This is a genomic window from Pedobacter jeongneungensis (genome assembly GCF_039538295.1).
In the GTDB taxonomy this organism is placed as follows: domain Bacteria; phylum Bacteroidota; class Bacteroidia; order Sphingobacteriales; family Sphingobacteriaceae; genus Pedobacter; species Pedobacter jeongneungensis.
This window is the reverse complement of sequence record NZ_BAABBY010000018.1, coordinates 30,598-53,915: the sequence shown is the minus strand read 5'-3', so window position 1 is coordinate 53,915 and position 23,318 is coordinate 30,598. Positions and strand designations below refer to the sequence as shown.

Annotated in this window: 16 protein-coding genes; 10 read left to right on the top strand and 6 right to left on the bottom strand. The window is 40.3% G+C overall.

All coding sequences use genetic code 11. From position 1 onward, the window contains the following. Positions 1-8: 8 nt before the first annotated feature. The 3 genes from ABD769_RS24040 to ABD769_RS24030 form a co-directional block, all read right to left on the bottom strand. Positions 9-3,053: a SusC/RagA family TonB-linked outer membrane protein gene (locus ABD769_RS24040; RefSeq protein WP_344853918.1), complete on the bottom strand. Its 3,045-nt coding sequence runs from the start codon at positions 3,051-3,053 to the stop codon at positions 9-11. 921 nt (positions 3,054-3,974) lie between these two features. Further along, on the bottom strand, positions 3,975-5,213 hold the full coding sequence (locus ABD769_RS24035) for a sensor histidine kinase (protein ID WP_344853917.1): 1,239 nt from the start codon (positions 5,211-5,213) through the stop codon (positions 3,975-3,977). Further along, positions 5,213-5,887 (bottom strand): response regulator transcription factor, encoded by a 675-nt coding sequence (locus tag ABD769_RS24030; RefSeq protein ID WP_344853916.1) that lies wholly within the window; start codon positions 5,885-5,887, stop codon positions 5,213-5,215. The genes ABD769_RS24035 and ABD769_RS24030 overlap by 1 nt, the downstream gene beginning before the upstream one ends. Before the next feature lie 148 nt (positions 5,888-6,035). On the opposite strand from ABD769_RS24030, the gene ABD769_RS24025 reads away from it, so the two are divergent. The 4 genes from ABD769_RS24025 to ABD769_RS24010 all read left to right on the top strand — a co-directional run bounded on the left by ABD769_RS24025 (position 6,036) and on the right by ABD769_RS24010 (position 12,131). Next, positions 6,036-7,172: a DUF4856 domain-containing protein gene (locus ABD769_RS24025; RefSeq protein ID WP_344853915.1), complete on the top strand. Its 1,137-nt coding sequence runs from the start codon at positions 6,036-6,038 to the stop codon at positions 7,170-7,172. Positions 7,173-7,268: 96 nt separating this feature from the next. After that, positions 7,269-8,375 (top strand): imelysin family protein, encoded by a 1,107-nt coding sequence (locus ABD769_RS24020; RefSeq protein WP_344853914.1) that lies wholly within the window; start codon positions 7,269-7,271, stop codon positions 8,373-8,375. Beyond that, positions 8,368-9,747 carry an HTTM domain-containing protein gene (locus ABD769_RS24015; RefSeq protein WP_344853913.1) on the top strand — a complete coding sequence of 460 codons (1,380 nt, stop codon included), beginning with the start codon at positions 8,368-8,370 and terminating at the stop codon, positions 9,745-9,747. The genes ABD769_RS24020 and ABD769_RS24015 overlap by 8 nt, the downstream gene beginning before the upstream one ends. Next, positions 9,744-12,131: a TonB-dependent receptor domain-containing protein gene (locus tag ABD769_RS24010; RefSeq protein ID WP_344853912.1), complete on the top strand. Its 2,388-nt coding sequence runs from the start codon at positions 9,744-9,746 to the stop codon at positions 12,129-12,131. The genes ABD769_RS24015 and ABD769_RS24010 overlap by 4 nt, the downstream gene beginning before the upstream one ends. A gap of 90 nt (positions 12,132-12,221) precedes the next feature. Here the strand turns inward: ABD769_RS24010 and ABD769_RS24005 are convergent, their stop codons facing one another. The 3 genes from ABD769_RS24005 to ABD769_RS23995 form a co-directional block, all read right to left on the bottom strand. Beyond that, positions 12,222-12,587 carry a hypothetical protein gene (locus ABD769_RS24005; protein WP_344853911.1) on the bottom strand — a complete coding sequence of 122 codons (366 nt, stop codon included), beginning with the start codon at positions 12,585-12,587 and terminating at the stop codon, positions 12,222-12,224. Positions 12,588-12,753: 166 nt separating this feature from the next. Then, positions 12,754-15,225 (bottom strand): TonB-dependent receptor, encoded by a 2,472-nt coding sequence (locus ABD769_RS24000; protein WP_344853910.1) that lies wholly within the window; start codon positions 15,223-15,225, stop codon positions 12,754-12,756. 228 nt (positions 15,226-15,453) lie between these two features. Next, positions 15,454-17,877, bottom strand: coding sequence for a TonB-dependent receptor (locus tag ABD769_RS23995; protein ID WP_344853909.1), 2,424 nt, complete (start codon positions 17,875-17,877; stop codon positions 15,454-15,456). Between the two features lie 182 nt (positions 17,878-18,059). Between ABD769_RS23995 and ABD769_RS23990 the strand changes: the two genes are divergently transcribed. From ABD769_RS23990 to ABD769_RS23965, 6 genes are all read left to right on the top strand, one after another. Beyond that, complete coding sequence (locus ABD769_RS23990; RefSeq protein WP_344853908.1) at positions 18,060-18,659, top strand: HD domain-containing protein; 600 nt, start codon at positions 18,060-18,062, stop codon at positions 18,657-18,659. 86 nt (positions 18,660-18,745) lie between these two features. Continuing rightward, positions 18,746-19,423, top strand: coding sequence for a response regulator transcription factor (locus ABD769_RS23985; RefSeq protein ID WP_344853907.1), 678 nt, complete (start codon positions 18,746-18,748; stop codon positions 19,421-19,423). Further along, entirely contained in the window at positions 19,420-20,673 is a 1,254-nt protein-coding gene (locus ABD769_RS23980; protein ID WP_344853906.1) for a sensor histidine kinase, read from the top strand. Before ABD769_RS23985 ends, ABD769_RS23980 begins: the two co-directional genes overlap by 4 nt. A 57-nt stretch (positions 20,674-20,730) precedes the next feature. Beyond that, positions 20,731-21,141 carry a hypothetical protein gene (locus ABD769_RS23975; RefSeq protein WP_344853905.1) on the top strand — a complete coding sequence of 137 codons (411 nt, stop codon included), beginning with the start codon at positions 20,731-20,733 and terminating at the stop codon, positions 21,139-21,141. Positions 21,142-21,144: 3 nt separating this feature from the next. Beyond that, positions 21,145-21,933, top strand: a complete 789-nt coding sequence (locus ABD769_RS23970; protein ID WP_344853904.1) for a phosphatase PAP2 family protein — start codon at positions 21,145-21,147, stop codon at positions 21,931-21,933. A gap of 141 nt (positions 21,934-22,074) precedes the next feature. Further along, the gene (locus ABD769_RS23965; RefSeq protein WP_344853903.1) at positions 22,075-23,316 is read left to right on the top strand and encodes a TolC family protein; all 1,242 of its coding nucleotides are present in this window, start codon (positions 22,075-22,077) and stop codon (positions 23,314-23,316) included. Positions 23,317-23,318: the final 2 nt, after the last annotated feature.

Sequence of the window (23,318 nt, the reverse complement as noted above, 5' to 3'; positions counted from 1 at the left end):
TTGTTGAATTAAAGTGAAAAATTAACACCAAAATTGAAAGTTCTCACCGTAGGATAAGCCGTATAATCTATGCCTGCTGAGGGTACGCCATTGATGCTTTTATTTACATTTACCTCCGGATCGAAACCGGTGTAATTGGTGATTACGAACAGATTCTGTCCATTAACATAGATATTTAGTGATTTTATGGCTTTACCTATATTACCAACGTTGTAATTAATGGTGGCATTGGCCAATTTTACGTAATCTCCTTTTTCAATATATCTTGATGAAGCAGCAATAGGGTTGGCCAATGATTCCTGAATACCTGAATTAACAAGCGCTGATGCGATATTTCTGTTTCCCAGATTAGAAATGGCTAAAACCGAGTTCGCCGTATTGTTGTAAATGCTCTGCCCGAACGAACCGTTTAAATTAGCCGTGAATGTGAATTTTTTATAGCTCAGGCTGGTACTTAATCCCATAATTGCTTTCGGGTTGGGATTGCCGAGGTAATATTTGGTGAATCCATCATCGGTATAGGTAGAAAATCCTTCGGCATCTAAACCATTGTACTCTCGGGTTACCATGGCAAATAATGGTAATCCGTTTTTGATAACTTCAAGATTTACACCACTTAAGCCCTGACCGCTTAAAGAGCCTGTTCTGATTAATCCGGTAAGGTTTTTAACCGTATTTTTAATAAAAGTAACATTACCGCCTACATACCACGATAAATTGTCATTATCAATAATATTCGCATTAAGGCTGATTTCCAGTCCTTTGTTCTGAACTTCTCCATCTAAATTGTACCAGGTAATTACGCCGTTAGGTGCCGCTGGCGAAAATGCACTTTGTGGAAACAAAAGATCTGAAGTAACTTTATTAAAGTAGTCGATTGAGCCGGTTAGCTTATTATTTAAAAAGCCGAAATCAAGACCGATGTTAGTTTGTTTATCTTCCTGCCATTTTAAATCCGGATTGGCATTATTGATACCTACCAAGCCATCAACACCCCTGATTACAAATCGCTGTTGAGAGGATCCCGATGGAAAATCCTGATTACCGGTTTTACCATAGCCTAATCTTAGTTTTAACTGGTTAAGCCATTGCGCATCACTTAAAAAACTTTCCTTTTTAACATCCCAGGCGGCAGCGAAAGAGGGGAAATAACCATATTTATTATTGGCTCCAAATTTGGTTGAACCATCGGCCCTGAAAGTGGCTGTTAAAATATATTTACTGTCGTAGTTAAAAATGGCCCTTGCAAAATATGATTGCAGTTCTGTTGTGGGGTCGTTACTGGTTACAAAAGTGCGGTTAACCGGTAGGGTGGCTTCAAATGCATCCGTATAATCTACCGCAATATCTCCAAAGCCGGTTGCTGTATTAATGGCTGCCTTGTTAACGAAATTAGAATATTCATAACCGATCACGGCATTTAAATTCAGTTTGCTTGCAATCTCTTTATTAAAATTTAAGGTATTGGTAAATTGTTGTGTTACCAGTTCGGTGTTTGAATAACTGGCAAAACCGCCTTTAAAGGCTCCATCAGGTTGAATACCCTGAAGATTTAACGTACTTCTGGTAGAAGATCTTCTAATACCCGTACTGTAATTAACGCTGGCCAGCATCCTGTACTCCAGCCATGGCGTAATTTTATAATATGGCGATAGGCTACCCAAAATGGTAGAAACCTTTGCCTTATCGCTATTTGCAGCTAAAGCAGCCAACGGATTAATCGTGGTAGAACCATAATCGATAAATAAACTGCCGTCGGGATTATAAAAAGACTGGGTAGGGTTCCAGGATAGTGCCTGACTGATTAAACTACCGGTAAAACCAGCATCGGTGGTAATGGGTGCAATATTTTCCAAATACTGGTTGCTGATCATATTTACATCTAAACCCAGTTTTTTGCTTTCTAAAAATTTAAAGTTGCCATTAAAGCCTGCGCTGTATTTTTTAAAATCCGATGCTTTAATAATTCCCTGTTGGTTCTGATAAGCCAATGAGGCCCTGAAAGTGTTGCCATTAGTGCCTCCGCTAATTCCTACAGAATAGTTTTGGTTATAAGCTGTACGGAGCACCTCATCAAGGGCATTAACACTGGTGCCAAAATCACCGGCGGTGAGGTTATATTTTTTCAATGCTGCCCTGTATTCATCGCCTGTCAGCACATCCACTTTTCTGGCAATACTGCCAACACCTGCTGATGCGTTCACATCAATTTTGGTTTCGCCTGATTTTCCTCTTTTGGTAGTGATTAACACCACCCCATATGCTGCACGCGAGCCGTAAATTGCTGTTGCCGAGGCATCTTTAAGGATTTCCATCGATTCAATATCAGCGGGGTTGATAAAGTTTAAAGGATTCCCATCGGGTGTGGTACCTGTGCCAGCGCTGGCGGTTAAGCCTCCAACACCGGCGTTGGTTGATGGTCTCGCAGATCTTCCATCTAAAGCGACACCATCCACTACATACAGTGGCTGTCCGGTGCCTGTTATGGCTGAATTACCTCTGATGCGTACTGTTGAAGCGCCGCCTGGCTGACCGCTATTGTTAATCATCTGCACACCTGCAACTTTACCTTGTATCAATTGATCAGGAGCATTTAAAGGTCCTTTGTTAAAATCTTTTGCCGAAACAGTTGTGGCAGCGCCTGTTAAATCGCTTTTCTTTACCGAAGCGTAGCCAATAACCACCACTGCATCAAGGTTATTTAAGGAAGCCATGGTAATATTGATTATCGTTTGGTTATTGATGCTAACCGTTTGTGTTTCCATTCCTACAAAGCTGAAAACAAGCTGGGTGCCACCTGTTGGAACGGTAATGGAATATTTCCCTTCAACATCGGTTTGGGCTTTGGCGGTACCTGGTTTTGCCTGGATGGTTACACCGGCCATCGGCATCTTTTCATTGTCGAGTACAACGCCCTTAACTACGCTTTGTGCAAAAGCCGATGCACTGAGGAGGCATATAAAGCAACTTATCATTACAAGCTGCGGCAAAAAATGCAATTTCTGTTTGTTGGTTAAAACAGGAGAATTGCTTTTTGGTAAAGTAATCTTCATAGTCGATTTATCATTTTGGTTAGAAATATTTAGCTGATTTTCAAAAAGACAGGCATAACCTAAGGCGGTTTGTTTTCGCTGCAGAAGTTCATGATGTTTTGTTTTAGTTCATAAATGATTTCAGGAATTTGATTAAGCCATTTCCCGGATTCGCAAAAAAAAAATCCGCCTGCTTTTCACTTATTACCTGAAATACCGTTTGGTTAAATTACATAAAAATGTAATACATGTAAGTATATAATGTAGTTATTAATTTAATGTAACTATACTTCGAATTTGTCTTGTAAAAAAAATACAAAGTTTTTGTTTTATGCGGAACAAATACAATAGAGATATATATGTTTGATTATTAACTTTTTATTTATGATTATCTCTTGCTGCGCGGAGTTATTTAGTTTTATAATTGTATTTTTAGAAATACAAGATATTTTCCTGTGACTCAGCTTAAATAATTTTATTATTTCCATTCGCGAATACAGATAATACTAACGAACGCTCATTTCCTGACAGCCTATGGAAGGCATAAAGCGGCTAATGGAAAGGGCTTTGCAGCGATCACCGCAATTTGCGGGAACAAAACCTTAGCTTATCTAAACCCTTTATAGCAAGTGGGAAGTAATGAATGGAATATATTGGATTTCTATCATTGACAGACCTAACAACCTGAGTTCGATTAATAATGTTCTTTTACTTGTTCTGTATGCACATTTGCATGAACGGGTCGTCACCCTGAATTTATTTCAGGGTCTTTCCTGCAAATAAGATGCTGAAATAAATTCAGCATGACGCGACGCTTAGACTAGAAGCGATAAAAGCAAATAATTACTGCTAATATTAATCGAATTAAGGTTAACAGTAGGATCGCCAACTCAGCCAAAGCAAAGATTTCTCCCCTAATCTTCGGGATCGAATATGATACTTTTAGTAATTTATCTCAAAAATATGATAACCTGCGGCATAGCTGTATGAAATTTGCCATCCATATAGCCAGCATATCTGTTGCACAATAGGTAAACCAAGGCCATTACCTGTTTTACCAGGGCTGTTTTTTCCGAAACGTTTAAATAATTTTGATTCTTCAAAAGGCAGTTTATTGCCCGAATTTTCGAAGGAAAGTTTATGCTTTTGCAATGTTATTTTTGCTGTAGCGCCTTTTGGCGAATGAGCAATCAGATTAGATATCAGGTTTGAGATTAGAATTTCCATCAAAGAAGCACTTACCATCAGTTCTTTTGGTTCGATATCGATATTGAGAGAAATTTCTTTATGATGGATCAGATCGTCTACCTGCCCGAGCTGCTTTTTTAACAGTTCAGCCAGATCCAGAAAAGTTTCATCCGGAAATACCTTGTTTTCTAATTTTGCAAGTAATAAGAGGCCTTTATTTACCTTACTAAGCCTGTTAATGGCCTGTTTAACATCCGAAATATAACCTGCCATTTCCGGGGAGTGATCAAACTGGCTTATTCTTTCCAGCCTGCTTTGAATAATGGTTAAAGGTGTCTGAATTTCATGAGAAGCATTTTCAGTAAATTCTTTCAGGGTACTGTATTCTGATTTTGCACGATCGGCAAGCTCTAAAATTACACCGTTAAGTTCCTTAAACTCATCAATCCCCGAGCTTTCCATTTCAAGTTTCTGTCCCGAAGACACAGAATAGTTTTTAAGCCGTTTCAGGTTAATTTTCATCGGATTCCACATTTTCCTGTTTTGCAGGTAATTCATTCCCGACCCCACAACGGTTAACATCATCGCAATAAAAATAAAAATGTAAAGAATGGCTCGCGAGTACCCGCTCCAGCCAATATGCGTAGTCATAACCTCAATCATGTACACCTGCCCGTTAATTAATCTGGGCTGGCGTAAAATATAATAACCTTCTTCTTTTTTCTGAATGTTATCATAAATTAATGTATCCTTAAAAACCGGATTTACCATTAACCGATCGATAGGTACAGCTTCAGTTTTTACGAGCGGAAAATTCACTTTTCTGCCCTGGCTGATTTCTTTGGCAACCATCGACTCCTGTAATTGCAGTTGTTCTTTTATTTCTTCAAAAATCTGCAGGTATAAAAAGCCGTAAAGCAAGAATCCTGAAACGAGCAATACAGATATCGTTAGCCAAAAATAGTTAATGATGGTTCTCGACAGGAGTTTCATCAGCTCACAAATTTATAGCCCAGGCCCCTAACCGTTTTAATATAATCTGTACCGTTTGTTTTGATCAGTTTTTTCCGGAGGTTCATCATGTGTACATAAATTACATCAAAGTTATCGGCCTCATCAAAGCTATCTCCCCAGATATGTTCGGCGATTGCCGATTTGCTCACCACCCGGTTTTTGTTGACTACAAAATAAATTAAAAGCTGATATTCTTTTTTGGTGAGTTTGATTTCTTCCGTTCCGTACATTAAACATTTTCCCGCGGTATCGATCGTAAAACCATCAAACAGGATGTTTTCTTCTCCCTGCAGGGCTTTCCGGCGGTAAAGTGCATTAACCCTTGCACTCAGCTCTTCCAGGTAAAAGGGTTTGGTTAAATAATCATCCGCGCCAAGATTTAATCCGTTTACTTTATCTGCGAGCGAATTTTTTGCTGATAAAATCAAAATTCCTGTGCCCATCTGGCAGGTTCTGATCTGCGGTATCAGGTCTATTCCATTTCCATCGGGTAAGGTTATATCCAGCACAATTCCATCATAAGCATAAGTGTTTATTTTTTCAACGGCCTGGCCATAATCATTTGCCTGCTCGCAGATGTTGCCATCCGAAGAAAAATAACTGAGCATCTCGTCCAGCAGAACGGGCTCGTCTTCTACAAATAATAGTTTCATGATTAGTTGGATTTTCTAAAAAAAAAAAACTGAAAAATTCCAATTCTTTAGAAAAACTTTAGAATCGGTTTTAATCTTTGCACAAGAATAAGGCTTATTTAGACTTAATACAAATTAAAAATCAATTAATCATACACAATCAATAAAAATGAAAAACAAATACTTTAAACATCCGGCGCTGATAGCCCTTGCAGTTTTGAGCCTTGCATCATGTAAAAAAGATAAGGTAGGAGAAGAAGCTATTGAGCCTTATACAGTCCCTGCAACGTATAATTTTGCCGGCGTAGATTACAGCAGTTCTACAAACCGCATTATTATGTATAATGAAATGAACACCTACCTGGGTACGGTAACTTCGGCTGAGGTAAGCAATACTGTTCTTTTAAATTATTGGAATAATACCGGTAATCCTTTTACAACAAATACCTTTTTAAACTCATTGGGTTATAACCTGGCGGCAAAAACAGCAGATGCTGCTGTAATTACCGGTTATATGGCTAAAGTAGCATCTAACAGCCTTTCGCGTACGGTACCGGCAGTTAATGGTACAGCAGGTTTCTTAACCCGTGTAAACGGTAGTAAAGTAATTGTTGGCCCGGAGGGAATGAACTACAACCAGGCAGTTAACAAAGGTACCATGGGTTCTTTGTATTTTAAACAAGCTTTAGATTTATTGGCTGCTGTTCCTGCTGATGACAATAACAACCCTAAAGGAGCAACCCCAACAGCTATGCAGAAACACTGGGATGAAGCTTTCGGTTATTTAGCTGTACCTAAAGACTACAGTCCGGATCTGGATTATACAGTTGCACCGCTAAGCGCATTGGTATTCCCTGCAAAACCTGGTGCATGGGGCGGATATCTGGCTGAACGCGGAAAACAGATCAATGCGGGTAAAACCTTATTCGATGCCTTTTTGAAAGGTCGCGCTGCTATTGGTGCCAAAGATTATAAAGTGAGGGACGAAGCCATTGCTACCATTAAAACTACCTGGGAGCGTTTGGATGCCATTTCTGCTTTAGCTTATGTAATCCTTCCTCAAAAATCAGATTTTATTGGTAAAAAAGGAGATCAGTTCGGTTATATTTCAGAAGGTTATGGTTTTATTATCGGATTGAAATTCCGTCCGTCTACCAGTAAACTTACTGAAGCCAATTATCAAAAGCTTGTCAGCATCTTCACCACTAATTATTACACATTGGTTGACGATCCGGGACTGGCTAAACTGAAAGAGGCTGAAAGCATTTTAAGAACAACTTACGATCTTCAGAATGTAACCTTCTAAGCTTCGGAAAAATAAAGAATATCTAAGCAAACTCTCTGCATTTTTTATGCGGGGAGTTTGCTGTTAAATGAAGAATTGATTAAAAACAGCGAAATTATGAATTTCAAAATATACAAACTGGGTGGCCTGGGCATCGTTTTAGGGCTGCTGATTTTCTCCTGCGGGAAAAAAAGTCCTGATTCGGAAAATCCGACCGAAAATGGTTTTGATAAAAGCGCCATGCTTGCCAATTATGCAGATAATGTAATTGTTCCTGCTTATTTAGGCCTTCAACAGCAATTAAGCCCTTTAGAAGTTGCAATCAACGCATTTCTGGCGAGCCCTACTCAGGCCAATCAGGACCTGGCAAAGGCAGCATTTAAACTTGCTTATCAAAAGTTCGAAAGGGTTTCTTCTATCCAGTTTGGGCCAGGAAATACCTATCTGCAAAATAACTTCCTGAATACGCTTCCTGCCGAACCTGAAAATGATAACAATGCAGGCATCAATGCCATTGAAAATAATGCTGCTACCGGTAATTATAACCTTACCTTAAATTCTACCACCAATCAGCAGGGCTTTCCCGCACTCGATTATTTATTGTTTGCTCCGGATGCCATTCAAAAGCTAAGCGCTGCAGGCAGCGAAAAGCGTAAAAAATATGTTCAGGATGTGGTGGCAAGAATGAAAGATATAACAGGACACATTGTTACCGATTGGCAAGGCACTTACCGTGCAACTTTTGTAGCCAATACCAAAACCGATGTGGGTAGTCCGATTGGCTCGATGGTAGAACGTTTTGCAAACGAGATGGACAAAATGAAAGGACCGCGTATTGGCTGGCCATTTGGAAAACAGTCGGGTGGATTGATTTTTCCTGAAAAATGCGAAGGTTATTATTCAGGTATTTCGCTTAGCCTGGCTATCGAAAACATTACCGGTTTAAAAGAGATGTACACCGGCGGTGGCAATGGAAAAGGAATTTCTGATTACCTGATTGCATTAAAGAAGGAACAACTGAATAAGGATGTACTTAAACAATTCGACCTGGTTATTGCCGACCTGAATGCGATCCCAAATCCTTTATCGGCTTCATTAAACAATCAAAAACCTTTAGTAGAAACAGCTTATAAAGACATTCAGATTTTGCTGACACTCATTAAAACCGACGTAGCATCGGCAACAGGCGTACGTATTACCTATCAGGATAGCGACGGTGACTAATACCCCAAAAACACTAAAATGGAATCCGGATACCTTAAAGGTTTATTTAAACCGCGAGGTATCCATTTCTCCGCTTATTACTTTCCGGATTGCTTTCGGGGTATTAATGCTTTTCAGTACCATCCGCTTTTGGGTTAATGGCTGGATTACTTCCCAGTACATTACACCAAAATTCTTTTTTACCTATATGGGCTTCGATTGGGTAAAACCATTGGGCGATATGGGAATGCATCTTGTATTTTTACTGATCGCCATTTCTGCAGCAGGAATCATGCTCGGCTTATTTTACAGGTTATCGGCTGCGGCATTTTTTTTAAGCTTTACCTATGTCGAACTGATTGATGTTACCAATTATCTAAATCATTATTATTTTGTGAGTATAGTTGGCTTGCTGATGATCATTTTACCGGCAGGGAAGTATCTTTCTATCGATGTATGGCTCAATCCAAAGAAACAAATAGCTAAAGTGCCATTCTGGACGATCGGTATCATCCGTTTACAACTGGGCATGGTGTATTTTTTTGCTGGTTTGGCCAAATTAAATTACGACTGGCTGATCGATGCTGTTCCGATGAAAATATGGCTGCCGGCAAAAAGCCATCTTCCATTGGTTGGCTCAATTATGCATTACAGTTGGGTAGCCTACCTGTTTAGCTGGTTTGGAGCCGCTTACGATCTGACCATTCCATTTCTATTGATTAACCGGGCGACCAGAAAATTAGCATTTTTAGCAGTAATGGTATTCCATGCCTGCACAGCCATATTTTTTCCGGGCATTGGTATGTTTCCATACGTAATGATGCTATCGAGTTTAATATTTTGCAGTGCAGCCTATCATGATCAGTTACTGGCCAAAATATTCAGGTTAAAACCATTCGAAGGAGATAATAAAAGCTATAGCAAACAACGGAATTGGGGCTTTGCCATTTTTCTGGGATTCTATTTTTTGCTCCAGGTGTATTTACCCCTGCGGTTTTTATTTTATCCGGGCCCATTATTCTGGACTGAAGAGGGTTATCGTTTCTCCTGGAGGGTAATGCTGATGGAAAAATCGGGGAATACCTTTTTTTACGTTAAAGATGCCGGAAACGGAAAAACATGGGAGGTTGATAATGCGCAGTTTTTAACTCCCTTGCAGGAAAAAATGATGAGTACCCAGCCTGATATGATGGTCCGTTATGCACATTTTTTAAAAAATACCTATCACAAAAGGGGCATAAAAAAACCTGAGGTTTATGCTGAAGGTTATGTCGCCTTAAACGGAAGGCGCTCGCAGTCTTTCATCGATTCGAGCGTAGACCTGAGCGAACAGCAGTTAAGCCTGCAGCACATGAAGTGGATTAAACCATTTTCCAATCAAACACACAAATGAGAATATTAATTATTATTGCCTTTTTTATCGGCCTTTCCACCGTGCAGGCACAATATACCGTTAAAGGAAGAATTAATTTAGGTGCCAGCGCAGCCGAAGGAGTTACCCTTAGTTTATTACCCACCAATTTTAAAACGCAGAGCAATGCTGCGGGAGATTTTATTTTTACCAATGTTCCAGGCGGTCAATATCAATTGAAAGCAAGTGCTGTGGGTTCAAAAACAGTTATCAGGAATTTTACGCTGAGGAAGAAGGATATTGTGATAGACATATCAATGGAGGCTGAATCGGCTACACAGCTGGAAAACGTAGATGTGATTTCGAAAAACGAAGCGGTTTCGGGGAAATTAAGGCAGGTGGAAGGAACAGCCATTTATGCCTCAAAAAAAACCGAAGTCATCAATTTGGCTAATCTAAACGCCAATCTCGCAACCAATAATGCCAGGCAGGTGTACGGGAGAATTGCCGGTATCAACATCTGGGAATACGATGGTGGCGGTGTGCAACTTGGAATAGGAGGAAGGGGCCTGAATCCAAGCAGGGTTTCGAATTTCAATACCCGGCAAAATGGATACGATATCAGTGCCGACGCACTTGGCTATCCCGAAAGTTATTATACACCACCAACTGAAGCTTTAGAACGCATTGAGATTGTGCGTGGTGCAGCAGGATTACAATATGGAACCCAGTTTGGGGGGATGATCAACTTTAAATTAAAAAACGGACCAATTGATAAACCTGTAGAGGTTACCTCAAGGCAAACCGCAGGATCTTACGGTTTTTTTAATTCTTTTAACAGTATAGGCGGAACAGTAAAAAAACTGAATTATTATGCCTATTACCAATATAAACGTGGTGATAATTTCCGTCCTAACAGTCATTTTGACCAAAATGGGGCGTATATCCACCTGAATTATACTTTTAGCGATAAATTTAGCCTTACAGGAGAATATACTTACATGCATTACCTGGCCCAACAGCCTGGAGGCTTAACCGACAAAGATTTTAATGCCGATCCGAGAATTTCGGTGCGCGATCGGAACTGGTTTAAAGTAAACTGGAACCTGATGAGTTTGACGGCCGATTATCGTTTTAGTGCCAGTACAAAGTTAAACTGGATGGCTTATCATTTAAAAGCAGGTAGAGATGCACTGGGCATTCTACAATACATAGACAGGCCCGATCCGGGCGGCGCAAGGGATATGATGGCCGATACTTATGATAACTATGGAACCGAACTCAGGGTATTACACCAGTATAAACTTTTTAACGGACAAACCAGTACTTTACTTACCGGGGTAAGGGCTTATCACGGACTTACCCTTCGCAACCAGGGCAATGCCGATGCTGGCAGTGGAGCCGCTTTTGATTTTTTAAACGGCGAACCCAGCAGTTCGCAGTACCGTTTTCCGGGGCAAAACCTATCTGTTTTTACCGAAAATATTTTTCAGATTAATGATAAATGGAGCATTACTCCCGGAGCAAGGTTCGAATATATTTCTAATGAGGCCAACGGATATTATTATAAAATCCAGCGTTTTGTTCCCAATGTAAAAATTAACGAAAGTAAGCAAAACGGAAGATCGTTTGTTTTCTTTGGTATAGGTTCCTCTTTCAGGCCTGCTAAGGAAGTAGAAATTTATGCCAACATCTCGCAGAACTACCGTTCGGTAAATTTTAACGATATCAGGGTGCTTAACCAGAATGCAAGGGTTGATTCGTTACTGAGGGATGAAAAAGGGTACACTGCCGATGGCGGGATCAGGGGGAAGTTAAAAGGCTGGCTTTCTTATGACCTGAGCGTTTTCTACTTAAAATACAACGACAGGATTGGGTCGTTAAATGTAAAAAGCGAAGACCTGACCGAAACTTATCGCTTCCGAACCAATGTGGCAGATAGCCGGAACATTGGTTTTGAAAGTTTGATAGAGGCCGACTTTATGAAACTGATTAATGCAGAAAGCAAATACCATTTATCGGCCTACAGTAACCTCGCCCTGATCGATGCCCGTTACATCAATACCCAGGAAACCGCGATAAAGGATAAACTGGTAGAATTTGTACCTCCGTTGTTGTTTAGAACAGGATTGTCATTTGGCGCAAAAAAATATGATGTGTCTTTACAATTTTCGCATGTGGCCAAACAATATTCGGATGCTACAAATGCTGAGTTTACCGAACGTGCCGTGGATGGTGTTGTGCCGGCTTATAATGTGATGGATTTAAGCGCCAGTTACAACTGGAAATGGTTTACGCTATCAGGAAGTATTAATAACCTGTTAAATGAGAAATATTTTACCAGAAGGGCAGATGGTTATCCAGGTCCGGGGATTCTACCTTCTGATCCGAGAACGTATTATTTAACGCTTCAGTTTAAGCTATAAACGCAATCGGATACTTAAAATGCCATAAAATAAATTTACCTGTTGCGGGCAGTATTTATTTTATGGCATTCGCTTTAATAACTGTTGTACTTATCGTTTGGTAATCGTTTCCAGTATTTTAATAGTCCGGGCCTGGTTTTTTATAGTGGCCTCGTTTAAACGGAGCAGTTCATTTTTCTCATCCAGAAGGTCGATGAGTTTTTTGTGCTCGCTGATATTTAATTGTTTTTGAGAAATATTGAATTTGCTTAATTCCTGATCCTGTATAAAGTGTTCAAAAAGATTAACGCCCAGCACAGCAGAAATGCGGCGAAGGATTTCAGTGTCTATTGACGATTCTTTCATGATTTTATCCAGTTTATGTCGCGAAACCCCGATATCCTCAGCAAACTGATCCCTCTGTATCAATCTCGCTTTCACCTCTTTCCAGATAATCAATCCAATATTTACATCCATAATTTTCTTAAAATTTTCCTTGTTCCGATACTTTTAAAACATTGTTGCACAGACAAAAAATGATGATCTGTATCTACAGTTTTCTTGCAACCTATGTTAAAAGGGTAATATCTCAATCAAATCTGTAGAAATTCTGTAGTTGCGGGCTTAACATTAAAAACAGTAATTATTTTCCTCCTCCTAAATCAGGTAATTGCGGTGTATTATCCTCATTTGCATCTTTTTTAAACTGTAGTTTGCCAAACTTATAGGATAAAGTAAGCCCAAAAGATTGCACCGGGACCATTCTGAGGTTAGTTTGATTAAAATTTGGGCCAAAGCTGGTCTGCCTTTGTGTGAGGTACCTGTTAAAAGGATTGGCAGCAGTAATCCCGATACTTGCGTTTTTGTTCAAAAACTGTTTTCTAACCGCTAAACTATAGTTAAATACCGGTGGCCTGGTGCTTCTCAGGTTTTTTTGTGATGAATTGTAATTTCCAAAAACTTCTGCCAGTAAATTGTTGCCAAACTGATAACTGGCATTGAGGTTTGCGCGGTAAGCAAATGCACTTACGCTTGCCAGCCCTGGAGAAACATTGTTTCTGTTGCCAGCCTGTATATTGGTGCGCAGGTTAAACTTTTCGGTTATCGGAACGGAAGCAAATAAACTTGCCCCGATACTGGTTTGCGTACCAAGGTTAAATCTTTGTGTAAGCGAAACCGCAGAATAATCTGTCCCGTTAATATTCAGCACATCATAATAAGTGGTAAACTGCTGCATATCGTCGGTATTTCTTCTAAAATAACCTGCAAAATAGATGTTTGCGCCATTTTTAAAGTTTTTGCTGTAGCCAAGTTCAAAATTATTACCGATTTCTGGCTTTAAGAGTGGATTTCCGGTACTGATGTTATGTGGGTCGCTGATGTTATAAAAAGGGTTAAGATCACCGTAATCGGGTCTTTCGATCCGGTATGTGTACGAAAGTTTTATCGATTGCGAGTCGCCGAGTTTGTGCTGAAGGGTGAATGAAGGGGCAAAAGTATTATAGCCGGCTATTTCTGCACCCGAAAAATTTGCCACTTTCCCTGTACGCTCATACCTGATTCCGGCTTTTCCGGTAATAAAATCTTCAAAAAGCGAAAAAGAAGCAGAAAGATAGGCTGAATATACATTCCTTTTATAATTAAAGCCATAGGTTTGGCTGGCATTGTTAACATACGATCCGTTTGTGGTTAAAGTATCGGTAATCACATTATTGTTCAGATCGTCGATGATCATTTTTGCACCACTTTCAATCGTTAATTTTTTGCTTACCGGCAAAGTGTAATTAAGAGAAAGTTCGGTTTCATTTTCTTTGCCGGGATTAAAACTCTGCAACCCGGTTGGCGGATAATTGTCGTTTAAATAAACCGAGTTTTGTGCTGCATTAACCGTGTTGTTCCCAAAACTCGAATTGTAAAGGAAGTCAAGCTCGTGTCCTTCTTTTTTGAAACTCTTTTTGTAACCCACACTGATATCAGTAGAATTAGCACTGAAATTACTGACCGAATTTCTGGTGCTGCGGATATCGGATAACAAAATGCCTGATGAGGCAAGCAGGTATTGCTGCTGCTGGCTGGTGCTGCCACTACTGTTATTGTTAAAATGATTGTAGCCTACAGTGGCCGTAATTTCATCTTTCGGTGTAATGCTCCAGTTTAGGTTAATGCCCGTTTGGTAACTTCCTCTTTTTGTAGGGTTGCTTCCATCCTGAAGCAAACTGTTAATGGTATCCCTGGTATTGTTATAAGAAATACGGTCTAACGAACTTTTTGTAACCGTGTTTAATTGCTTGTTTCCGCTAAAAAATACACCAACGCCAAAATTTCCTTTCTTTACATTCAGGTTTACCGAACCGTTTTCGAGCCTTGTTCCGGCAGAAAGATTCACGCTACCGTTAATGCCCTGCAATTTATTGTCTTTTAATACAATATTGATAATTCCACCTGTGCCATTGGCATCGTATTTGGCCCCAGGACTGGTAATTACCTCAACACTTTTAATCTGGCTGGCCGGAATAGACTGTAACGCATCGCCCAGACTGGCTCCAAAAATACTTGATGGTTTGCCGTTGATCAGGAATCTCACACTTCCGCTTCCCTGGAGTTCTACATTTCCATCAATATCTACACTCACCATCGGCACTTTTTTTAATACATCCAGTGCTACGCCGTTTTGGGCTGTAAGATCGTTTGCTGTATTGTAAACGGTTTTATCAATTTTGTTTTCAATGATGGGTGTTTTGGCGGTAACCGTTACAGCTTGCAACTGATCTACAGTCGACACCAACAGGATGGTACCCAGGTGAATAGCAGGTGATGCTGCATTAATGGTTACTGTTTCGAATACTTTTTCTTTGTAACCGATAAAATCGATGGCCACTTTATAAATGCCGTTAGCAAGACCAGTAACTGTAAAATTTCCTTTCGCATCAGAACTGATCCCGTTAACCACCGTTTTTGTACCGGGTTTGAAAATCGTGATGGTGGCAAAATCAATCGGTTCTTTCGTAGTGGCGTCGATAACCGTTCCTGAAATTTTACCTTTTCGGGAGCCGGTTTGAGCAAATGAAGTATTGGATAATATAATAAGGATAAGCAGGGTTAAAAAGTATCGCATGAATCTGAATTAATAATTATACCGCAAATATCATAGCAGATTCTGTTGCAAAACTGAAGAGCCGTTATTTTTAATAATACTTTGCTCATTGTAATGGAATAATTACCTGTTATACTTTTTAACAGCGGTTAAGCCTGTTAATTGAATCTATATTCCGGTTTTTTTTGAATCGGGATAGGTAAGAGAATATCTTCGGATAAATCTTAAGCTATTCTTTTAGTATTGGTTTTAAAATTTATAATTGTAACCTATTCTAAATACCTGGGTTTCGTAATAGTCGGTACTGTTTAGCTTAAATCCATTTCCCGTGATTTCTTTTTTTATTTTCAGCGTATTAAAAATATCGTTACCGTTTAAAAACACTTCTCCTTTCCCAAGCTGCTTTTTAATCCCAAAATCAGCAGAGAACCTAGAACCAATTTTCCCCTGAGGGATAATATCAGGTGCAAGCCAGGCCATAGATAGCTGAATATCAGTATTGCCTTTTAACTTAAACTGAGCGTTGAGTTTTGCATTTCCGGATATTAACGATTCTTTATTCATGCTATACAGCGTGGGTACAGGGTATCTGTTTTCTATGCTAAAGGCATCAATAGTATGCTGATATACCGTTCCGCTCAGGTTGAATGAAAACCATGGTTTAAGCTGTTGTTGCCAAAGCAGTTCCCCTCCTGAATTATAGCTTTTCCCGGCATTCTGAAAGATATTATAGAGAATCGTATTTCCCGGCACTTGTGTGGCAATTCTGGTAATGGTGCCCGATATAATTTTGTGGAAAGCCGATCCGTGAAGATAACCCTTGTGCCAGTTGTGCTTATAACCAAGTTCTAAGGAGGTAGTAAACTGCGGGCGTAACGTAGGGTTACCCACCTTGAGTAGTTCGGGCTCGTCGTATTTTGGGAAAATGCGGATATCCACCTCGTTTGGACGATCAACACGTTGATTGTAAAAAAAAGTAATTCTATTTTCCGGATTGATTTTATAGGCGAAGCGAAAGTTTGGAAAAGGACGAAAGTAATCATAGCCGTCGCTTGTATAGGTATTGTGTTCCGGATTTACATCATAATAAATATTGGCATACTCCATTCTCAGGCCGGCTTCGAGTTCTATTTTGGGCGTTTCATAAATATAGTTTCCATAAACAGCCGGAATGTGTTCGCTATAATCGGCCCAGCCCCCTGCATTCACATCAATCGGCGAATTAAGGCCCGCAAAAAACTGCATATTGGTTGGAATGTTCCGGTAACGGTATTTCAGGCCGGCTTCCAGCCTGCCATGTTTCAATGGCTTAACATAATCAACGTTTAAATCAGACACATGTTCATCAGACAGAAGTTTAAAAGCATCTTCACCGGTAAAAGCGGGTAAAATGTTGGTGAAATTATATTTTTCGTCTTCCCTGTGCCAGGTATAGTTAAATCCTGTGGTTAAGGTATGGCCGGGCTGGGCAAATTTATGCAGGTACGTTGCCGATCCGGTGGTGGTATATTTTACCTCATCTTCTACAAACTGCCACAACCTGTTGCGTACACTAAAGTCGCTGTTGTAATAGGGGATATCTCCAAAATCGATAATCTTTTCCCGGTTAAAAAAAGCTGATAACGTAAGGCTGTTGTGTTCATCAGGATTGTAATCTACACCGGTTTTAACAGTGGCAAAGGTGGTGGTTCTGTTTCTTTTTACCTGCTGGTTCAATATTGTTCCATTATCAAAAATGCGTTCAGAAAATTCATTTTTATTTAATGTCTGCGTGTATAAGTAATCGGCCTGTAAAAAGGTATTGGTTTTGTTTTTCTTATAGTTTAACGAAAGCGAGGGATTAAGTTTTGGCGTAGCCTGGTATTGAGGCGATATACCCGGCAGGTTTTCTTTTCTTACCCAAAGTGCGCCAAGGCCACTGCTCAGACCAACTTTGCCATTTAATCCTTCCTGACTGTCTTTCTTGTAGATAATATTGATAATTCCCGCGTTACCATTGGCATCAAATCTGGAGGAAGGGTTAGCGATAATTTCTATCCGCTCTATTGCCGATGACGGGATATTATCAAGTCCCGTCTGGCTGCCAAAGCCCGTAATTGCATTCTGTTTTCCATCAATAAGTACCGCAACCTTATCATTTCCCCTTAACTGCACTCTGCCATCCTGAATGGTAACACCCGGAAGATTCTGCATGACCTGAAGCACCGATCCGCCCAGCTGACTTGTGTTTTTTGAAATGTCGTAAGTTTTTTTATCCATTTTCGCCGATACACCTTCGGATGTAGCGGTTCCCTTTATTTCAACGGTTTGCAGGGTTTGAGGATCTTCCGTAAGATCAAAATTTCCAAGGTCTAAAAACTGGCTTAACAGGCCAACGTTAATGGTTTTGCTAAGGCGTTGGTAGCCCATCATGCTTACTTCAAGCGTATATTCTCCCGTAGGTACGTCTTTGAGGGTAAAGCGGCCCTGCTCGTTGCTTAGCGTACCGAAAATAAATTTTGCATCATTTCCTTTTTTTAACTGAACATTTCCAAAAGGAAGTGTATTCCCGTTTTTCGCATCCCTAACCTGACCGGAAAGGGTAATCAGTTTTTCCTGTCCCTCTGCATCATCCGGGCAAAGAAATAGCGCAAGGCAAAAAAGCCTCAATATCCTTATGTAGTTTTTCATCATTTTAAAGTTTTCCGGAAGGCAAATTATAAAGCAATTCTGAAGACAATCTGAACTGCTGAAAATCTGCACAGGTTATTTCCGGCAAGAAGTAAAGCACATTTGTAAGCGTAAAGTATAATTATGCTGACTACAGATTTTCTCCAGAATTGAGTTCTATTATTGCGTTGGATTAATTTAATCTGATGGATAAAGAAGCCGATATATTATTAAACAAGGTAAAGTTATTTGTAGAAGACCGCTTGAAAAACAGGCTTTCGCAAAAAATGTATTTCCATAATCTCGAACATACCTTATTGGTAGTGGAGGGCGTACAAGTGATAGGTGGCGAGGACGGGCTTTCGAAAGCAGACCATTTGGTGGTGGTTCTTGCAGCATTTTTACACGATTTAGGCTATACCGAAAAATACATCGGGCATGAGGAAGCCAGTGCGGCCATTGCGGCAGAGTTTCTTTTGGCAAATGGTTTCAGTCAGGAACGGACAGAGCTGGTAAGCGGATGCATCATGGCAACACGCTTTCCGCAATATCCCAAAAACGAACTGGAAATGGTGATTTGTGATGCAGATTTTTATCACTTTTCTTTAAACGACTATCAGAACTATGCCGACAGGTTAAAAGCCGAATGGGAGGAAAACCTTGGCTTGATTTATACTGACGTGGCCTGGGATACATTAAACCTGGAAATGCTCAGGCGACATGAGTACTTTACTGCATATGGAAGAAAAACATTGCAGGAAAAGAAAATGCTGAATATTGAAAAGCTAATAGCCCGTATCGGCTGATCCATATTTTTAAAAAATAAGAATCTGAACATCCATTGCTTGTAAACTTTACTTTAAAAAGCCCGCATAATTTAATAATTTACACCATGAAAATTTTGGTCATTGAAGATGAACAGGCACTTTCTGACAGTATTCTTGCCTATTTTACCGGCGAGGGAAATATCTGTGAACTGGCAAAAGATTTTGCATCGGCATCTGAAAAAATAGCGCTATATCATTACGATTGCATTCTGCTCGACCTTGGATTACCGGATGGAGAAGGACTTGAACTATTGACCCAGCTAAAAAGTGCCAATAAAAAAGACGGCGTACTGATTATTTCGGCAAGGCATTCGCTGGATGACCGTTTGGCCGGACTTGATCTGGGGGCCGACGATTACCTGGTAAAACCTTTCCACCTTTCTGAACTTAAAGCAAGGGTAAGCGCAATTGTAAGGAGAAAGAATTTTGATGGAAATAATGTAATTGCCTTTAATGAGGTAAAGGTTGATGTTACTGCGATGAAAATTACGGTAAACGATCAGCCCGTTGTATTAACTAAAAAAGAATTCGATTTATTAGTGTATTTCCTGTCCAATAAAAATAAAGTGGTTACCAAAAATGCCATGGCCGAGCACCTTTGGGGCGATGAAATGGACCTCTCGGATGATTTTGATTTTATTTACACCCACGTTAAAAACTTAAAGAAAAAGTTGAGCGAGGCGGGTGCAAAAGACTATCTGCGTTCGGTTTATGGTATCGGCTATAAATTTAGCAGCCAATGAAACTCTCCAGCCGCTACAACAGGGTAAATATCATCACCTCCATTATTGTGCTGATTATTACGGGGATTATTTATTACCTGGTGATCCACCTCATTCTGACCAATAAACTTGATAAAGACCTTGCGGTTGAGGAAAATGAGATCAGGCAATATACCCATACCTACAAAAAACTACCCTTGCCGGCTACTTATCTCGATCAGCAGGTTTCTTACAGCAATCCGGAAGGCGATACTACCGATATACGCGAATTTAGCTATACTACTTATTTAAATCCAAAGGAGAAGGAGCAGGAACCCGGCAGAAGTCTGGTTACCACAGTTAACCTTAACGGAAAAACGGTGATTGTAACCATAACAAAATCCCGTGTAGAATCAGAAGACCTGGTCAGGATTATCTTAATGATTACTTTAGGTATAACCGTGTTACTGCTTGTTTCATTGTTATTAATCAACCGTTTTGTACTAAACAGGCTCTGGAAACCTTTTTATGCTGTGCTTAACCGGATGAAGGCTTTTGAAGTAACCCGAATGGATAACATCAAAGAAGAGCCTACCCGGATAGATGAGTTTAACGAACTCAATAAATCGGTAAATGCAATGGCCGAAAAGGTGAAACAGGATTATAAAGAACTGAAAAGCTTTACTGATAATGCTTCGCATGAAATGATGACGCCACTGGCCATCATTAATTCCAAGCTCGATTCACTTTTGCAGACCGAATCTTTTACCGAGCAGCAGGGTGCTTTGCTTGAAGATATTTATCAGGCCACCGGCAGGCTTTCACGCTTGCACCAATCGCTTTTATTGCTGGCAAAAATCGAAAACAACCTCATTTCGGATGTGCAGGAAGTGGATTTAAAAGAAATGATTGAGGCAAAGATCCGCCAGTTTCAGGAACTGTTTGAACGCGATGGATTAATTGTGGAAGTAAAGCTATTGGAGCGAAAATTAACCATGAGCCGCTACCTCGCGGATATTCTTTTAAACAACCTCATTAGCAACGCCGTAAGGCACAATATAAACGGCGGAAAAATATTACTAGAATTAACTGCTCAAAAGCTGGTGGTATGCAATACCGGAAAAAAACTAAATATCCAAAACCGGATGTTTGATCGCTTTTCCAAGTCTACAGAATCAGAAGGGATGGGCCTGGGGCTGGCCATCAGCAAGCAGATCTGTAACCTGCACGGTTTTGGTATAGCATACAAACAAGACGATCACCTGCATTTTTTTACAATTTATTTAGGCTAAGGCAGATAACTACAGAATTCCTACAAAATTGCCACATAGTTTTGATTAAAAATTAAAATGATGAAAAGGTTGTTAGGAATATTATTGATGATGGGCGGAGGAGTAATCTCATCTCAGGCTCAAAAAATCAGCAGCGCCAAAGTACCTGCACAGGTTAAAGCGGCTTTCGAAAAAGCCCATGCTAAAACAAGTGTGAAGTGGGAAATGGAAAAATCTAATTACGAGGCGGGTTTTACATTAAACGGGAAAGAAACTTCGGAGGTTTACACCGCTGCGGGATCACTGCTCGAAACCGAAACAGCCATCCGCACCAATGAACTTCCGGCTGCGGTACTGGCCAGATTAAAAGGAAAGAAAATTGCCGAAGCAGCAAAGATTACCAGGGCAGATGGAACTGTGTGTTACGAGGCCGAAGTGAAAGGAAAGGATTTTTTGTTCGACACTGAGGGGAACGCGGTTAAACATTAGATTATGCAGAGAATATTTCTTTCTATCCTGCTTTGTATTGCAGTGCTAAATAATTGTTCTGCACAGTTAACCGATAGTACAGCAAGCCAGCCCGATACAACAGGAAGATGGTATGCCGGAAACCCGATGCCCAAAATGAAATTTCGTCCGGTTGCATTTATTGCACCTGTTGTATTAATGGGCTATGGTTTTGCTGCCGTTTACGATCATGGTGCATTAAAGCAGCTCGATGTAAGCACCAAGGATGAGTTGCAGGAAGATCACCCGCTATTTGCAGCCCATGTTGATGATTATCTCCAGTTAGCTCCCGCTGCAGCCGTTTATGCATTGAATCTCTCGGGTGTAAAAGGGAAACACAATCTTTTTGATGCTTCTATGCTTTATGTAACTTCTGCTGCGATAATGGGCGTATCTACCCATTTCGTAAAGCAGGGGGTAGGCCGGTTGAGACCCGATAATTCAGGTACTAATTCTTTTCCGTCAGGACATACGGCTTCGGCTTTTATGGCGGCAGAATTTCTCCACCAGGAATATAAAGATGTAAATCCATGGATCGGTTATGCCGGTTATTTTGTAGCCACCGCAACAGGAACGCTCAGGATGTATAACAACAAACACTGGTTTAGCGATGTGGTAGCCGGAGCAGGTTTCGGTATTGCATCGACTAAAATTGCCTACCTGATTTATCCTTATATGAAAAGCCTGTTTACCACAAAAAAAGAAGGTAATTTCACTTTAATGCCGTTTCATCAGCAGTGTAGCACCGGGCTGATGCTTTCGGGAAAGTTTTAATTTCCTTAAATTACAAAAGGGCAGTGAGCAAATCTACCACCTGATTGGTATCTACAGAATTACTTCATAATTCAGTGTTAACTTAGCCTGTATAACAATTGAAGCCCTAACTGCAAAAGATTAAGGCAATATTAAAAGAACATGATCTATAAACCGCTCCTTACTACTTTACTGATTATTTCGGGTATCATGGCCCGGGCACAGGCCCCTGTAAAAAACCTTGATTATTATCTGGGGCAGGCTAAATCATCAAGTCCGGTGCTTAAAGATTTTGAAAACCAGCGCAGAACAGCCGGAATTGACAGCCTGATTGTTCGTGCAACCGCAAAACCGCAGGTAACTGGGTCGGGTACAGGTTTATACGCGCCGGTTATACGCGGCTATGGTTACGACGAGGTGCTTACCAACGGCCAGGCACTGGAGGCCATGCTGAATGTAAATTATGATTTGCTGAACAAAAAACGGATCAATAACCAGTTGGAAGGAATTAAGATCCAGAGCGATTCGGTAAAGTATGCCTCACAGCTTTCGCTATTCGACCTGAACAGATCGGTTATTGACCAATACATCACCGCCTTTGCCAGTCAGCAACAGGTAGATTTTAACCGTGAAGTGGTTAGCCTTCTGGACCGGGAAGAAAAACTGTTAAAAACCCTCACACGCAGCAATATTTATAAACAATCAGAATACCTCACCTTTCTGGTTACGCTGCAACAACAGCAGCTCAGCCTGAAACAGGCAGAACTTCAGTTTAAAAACGATTATGCAACACTTAATTATCTGGCCGGTGTAGCCGATACTGCTCAGGCCAAACTTGCTGAACCTGAATTGCAGAATGCGGTATTTACCGGTGAAAAAAGTTTCTTTACCAGACGTTTCGAACTGGATAGTTTAAAAAATACCAACCTCAAAAACGCGATAGACCTGAATTATAAACCAAAACTGGGTGTTTATGCCAATGGCGGTTATAATTCATCACTGGTACTGCAGCCTTATAAAAATTTCGGCGCCAGTGTTGGTTTCACCTTTTCGGTTCCGATATATGATGGCCATCAGCGAAAAATGCAGTACGATAAACTGGCCCTCTCATCAAATACGGTTGCAGGTTACAGGGATTTTTTCACCCGTCAGCAAAGTCAGCAGATTAACCTGATCCGCCAGCAGATTAAGCAGACCGATGCCCTTTTTGGTAAGATCAATGAGCAGATCCGTTTTAGCAAGGGACTTATTGATGTAGACAGCAAATTGCTCCATACAGGCGACTTAAGGGTTTCTGATTTTATTATTGCCATCAATAATTACCTTTCTGCGCAAAACCTGTTGAGGCAGACCAATATTAACCGGCTGAAACTGATTAACCAATTTAACTACTGGAACAGATAACC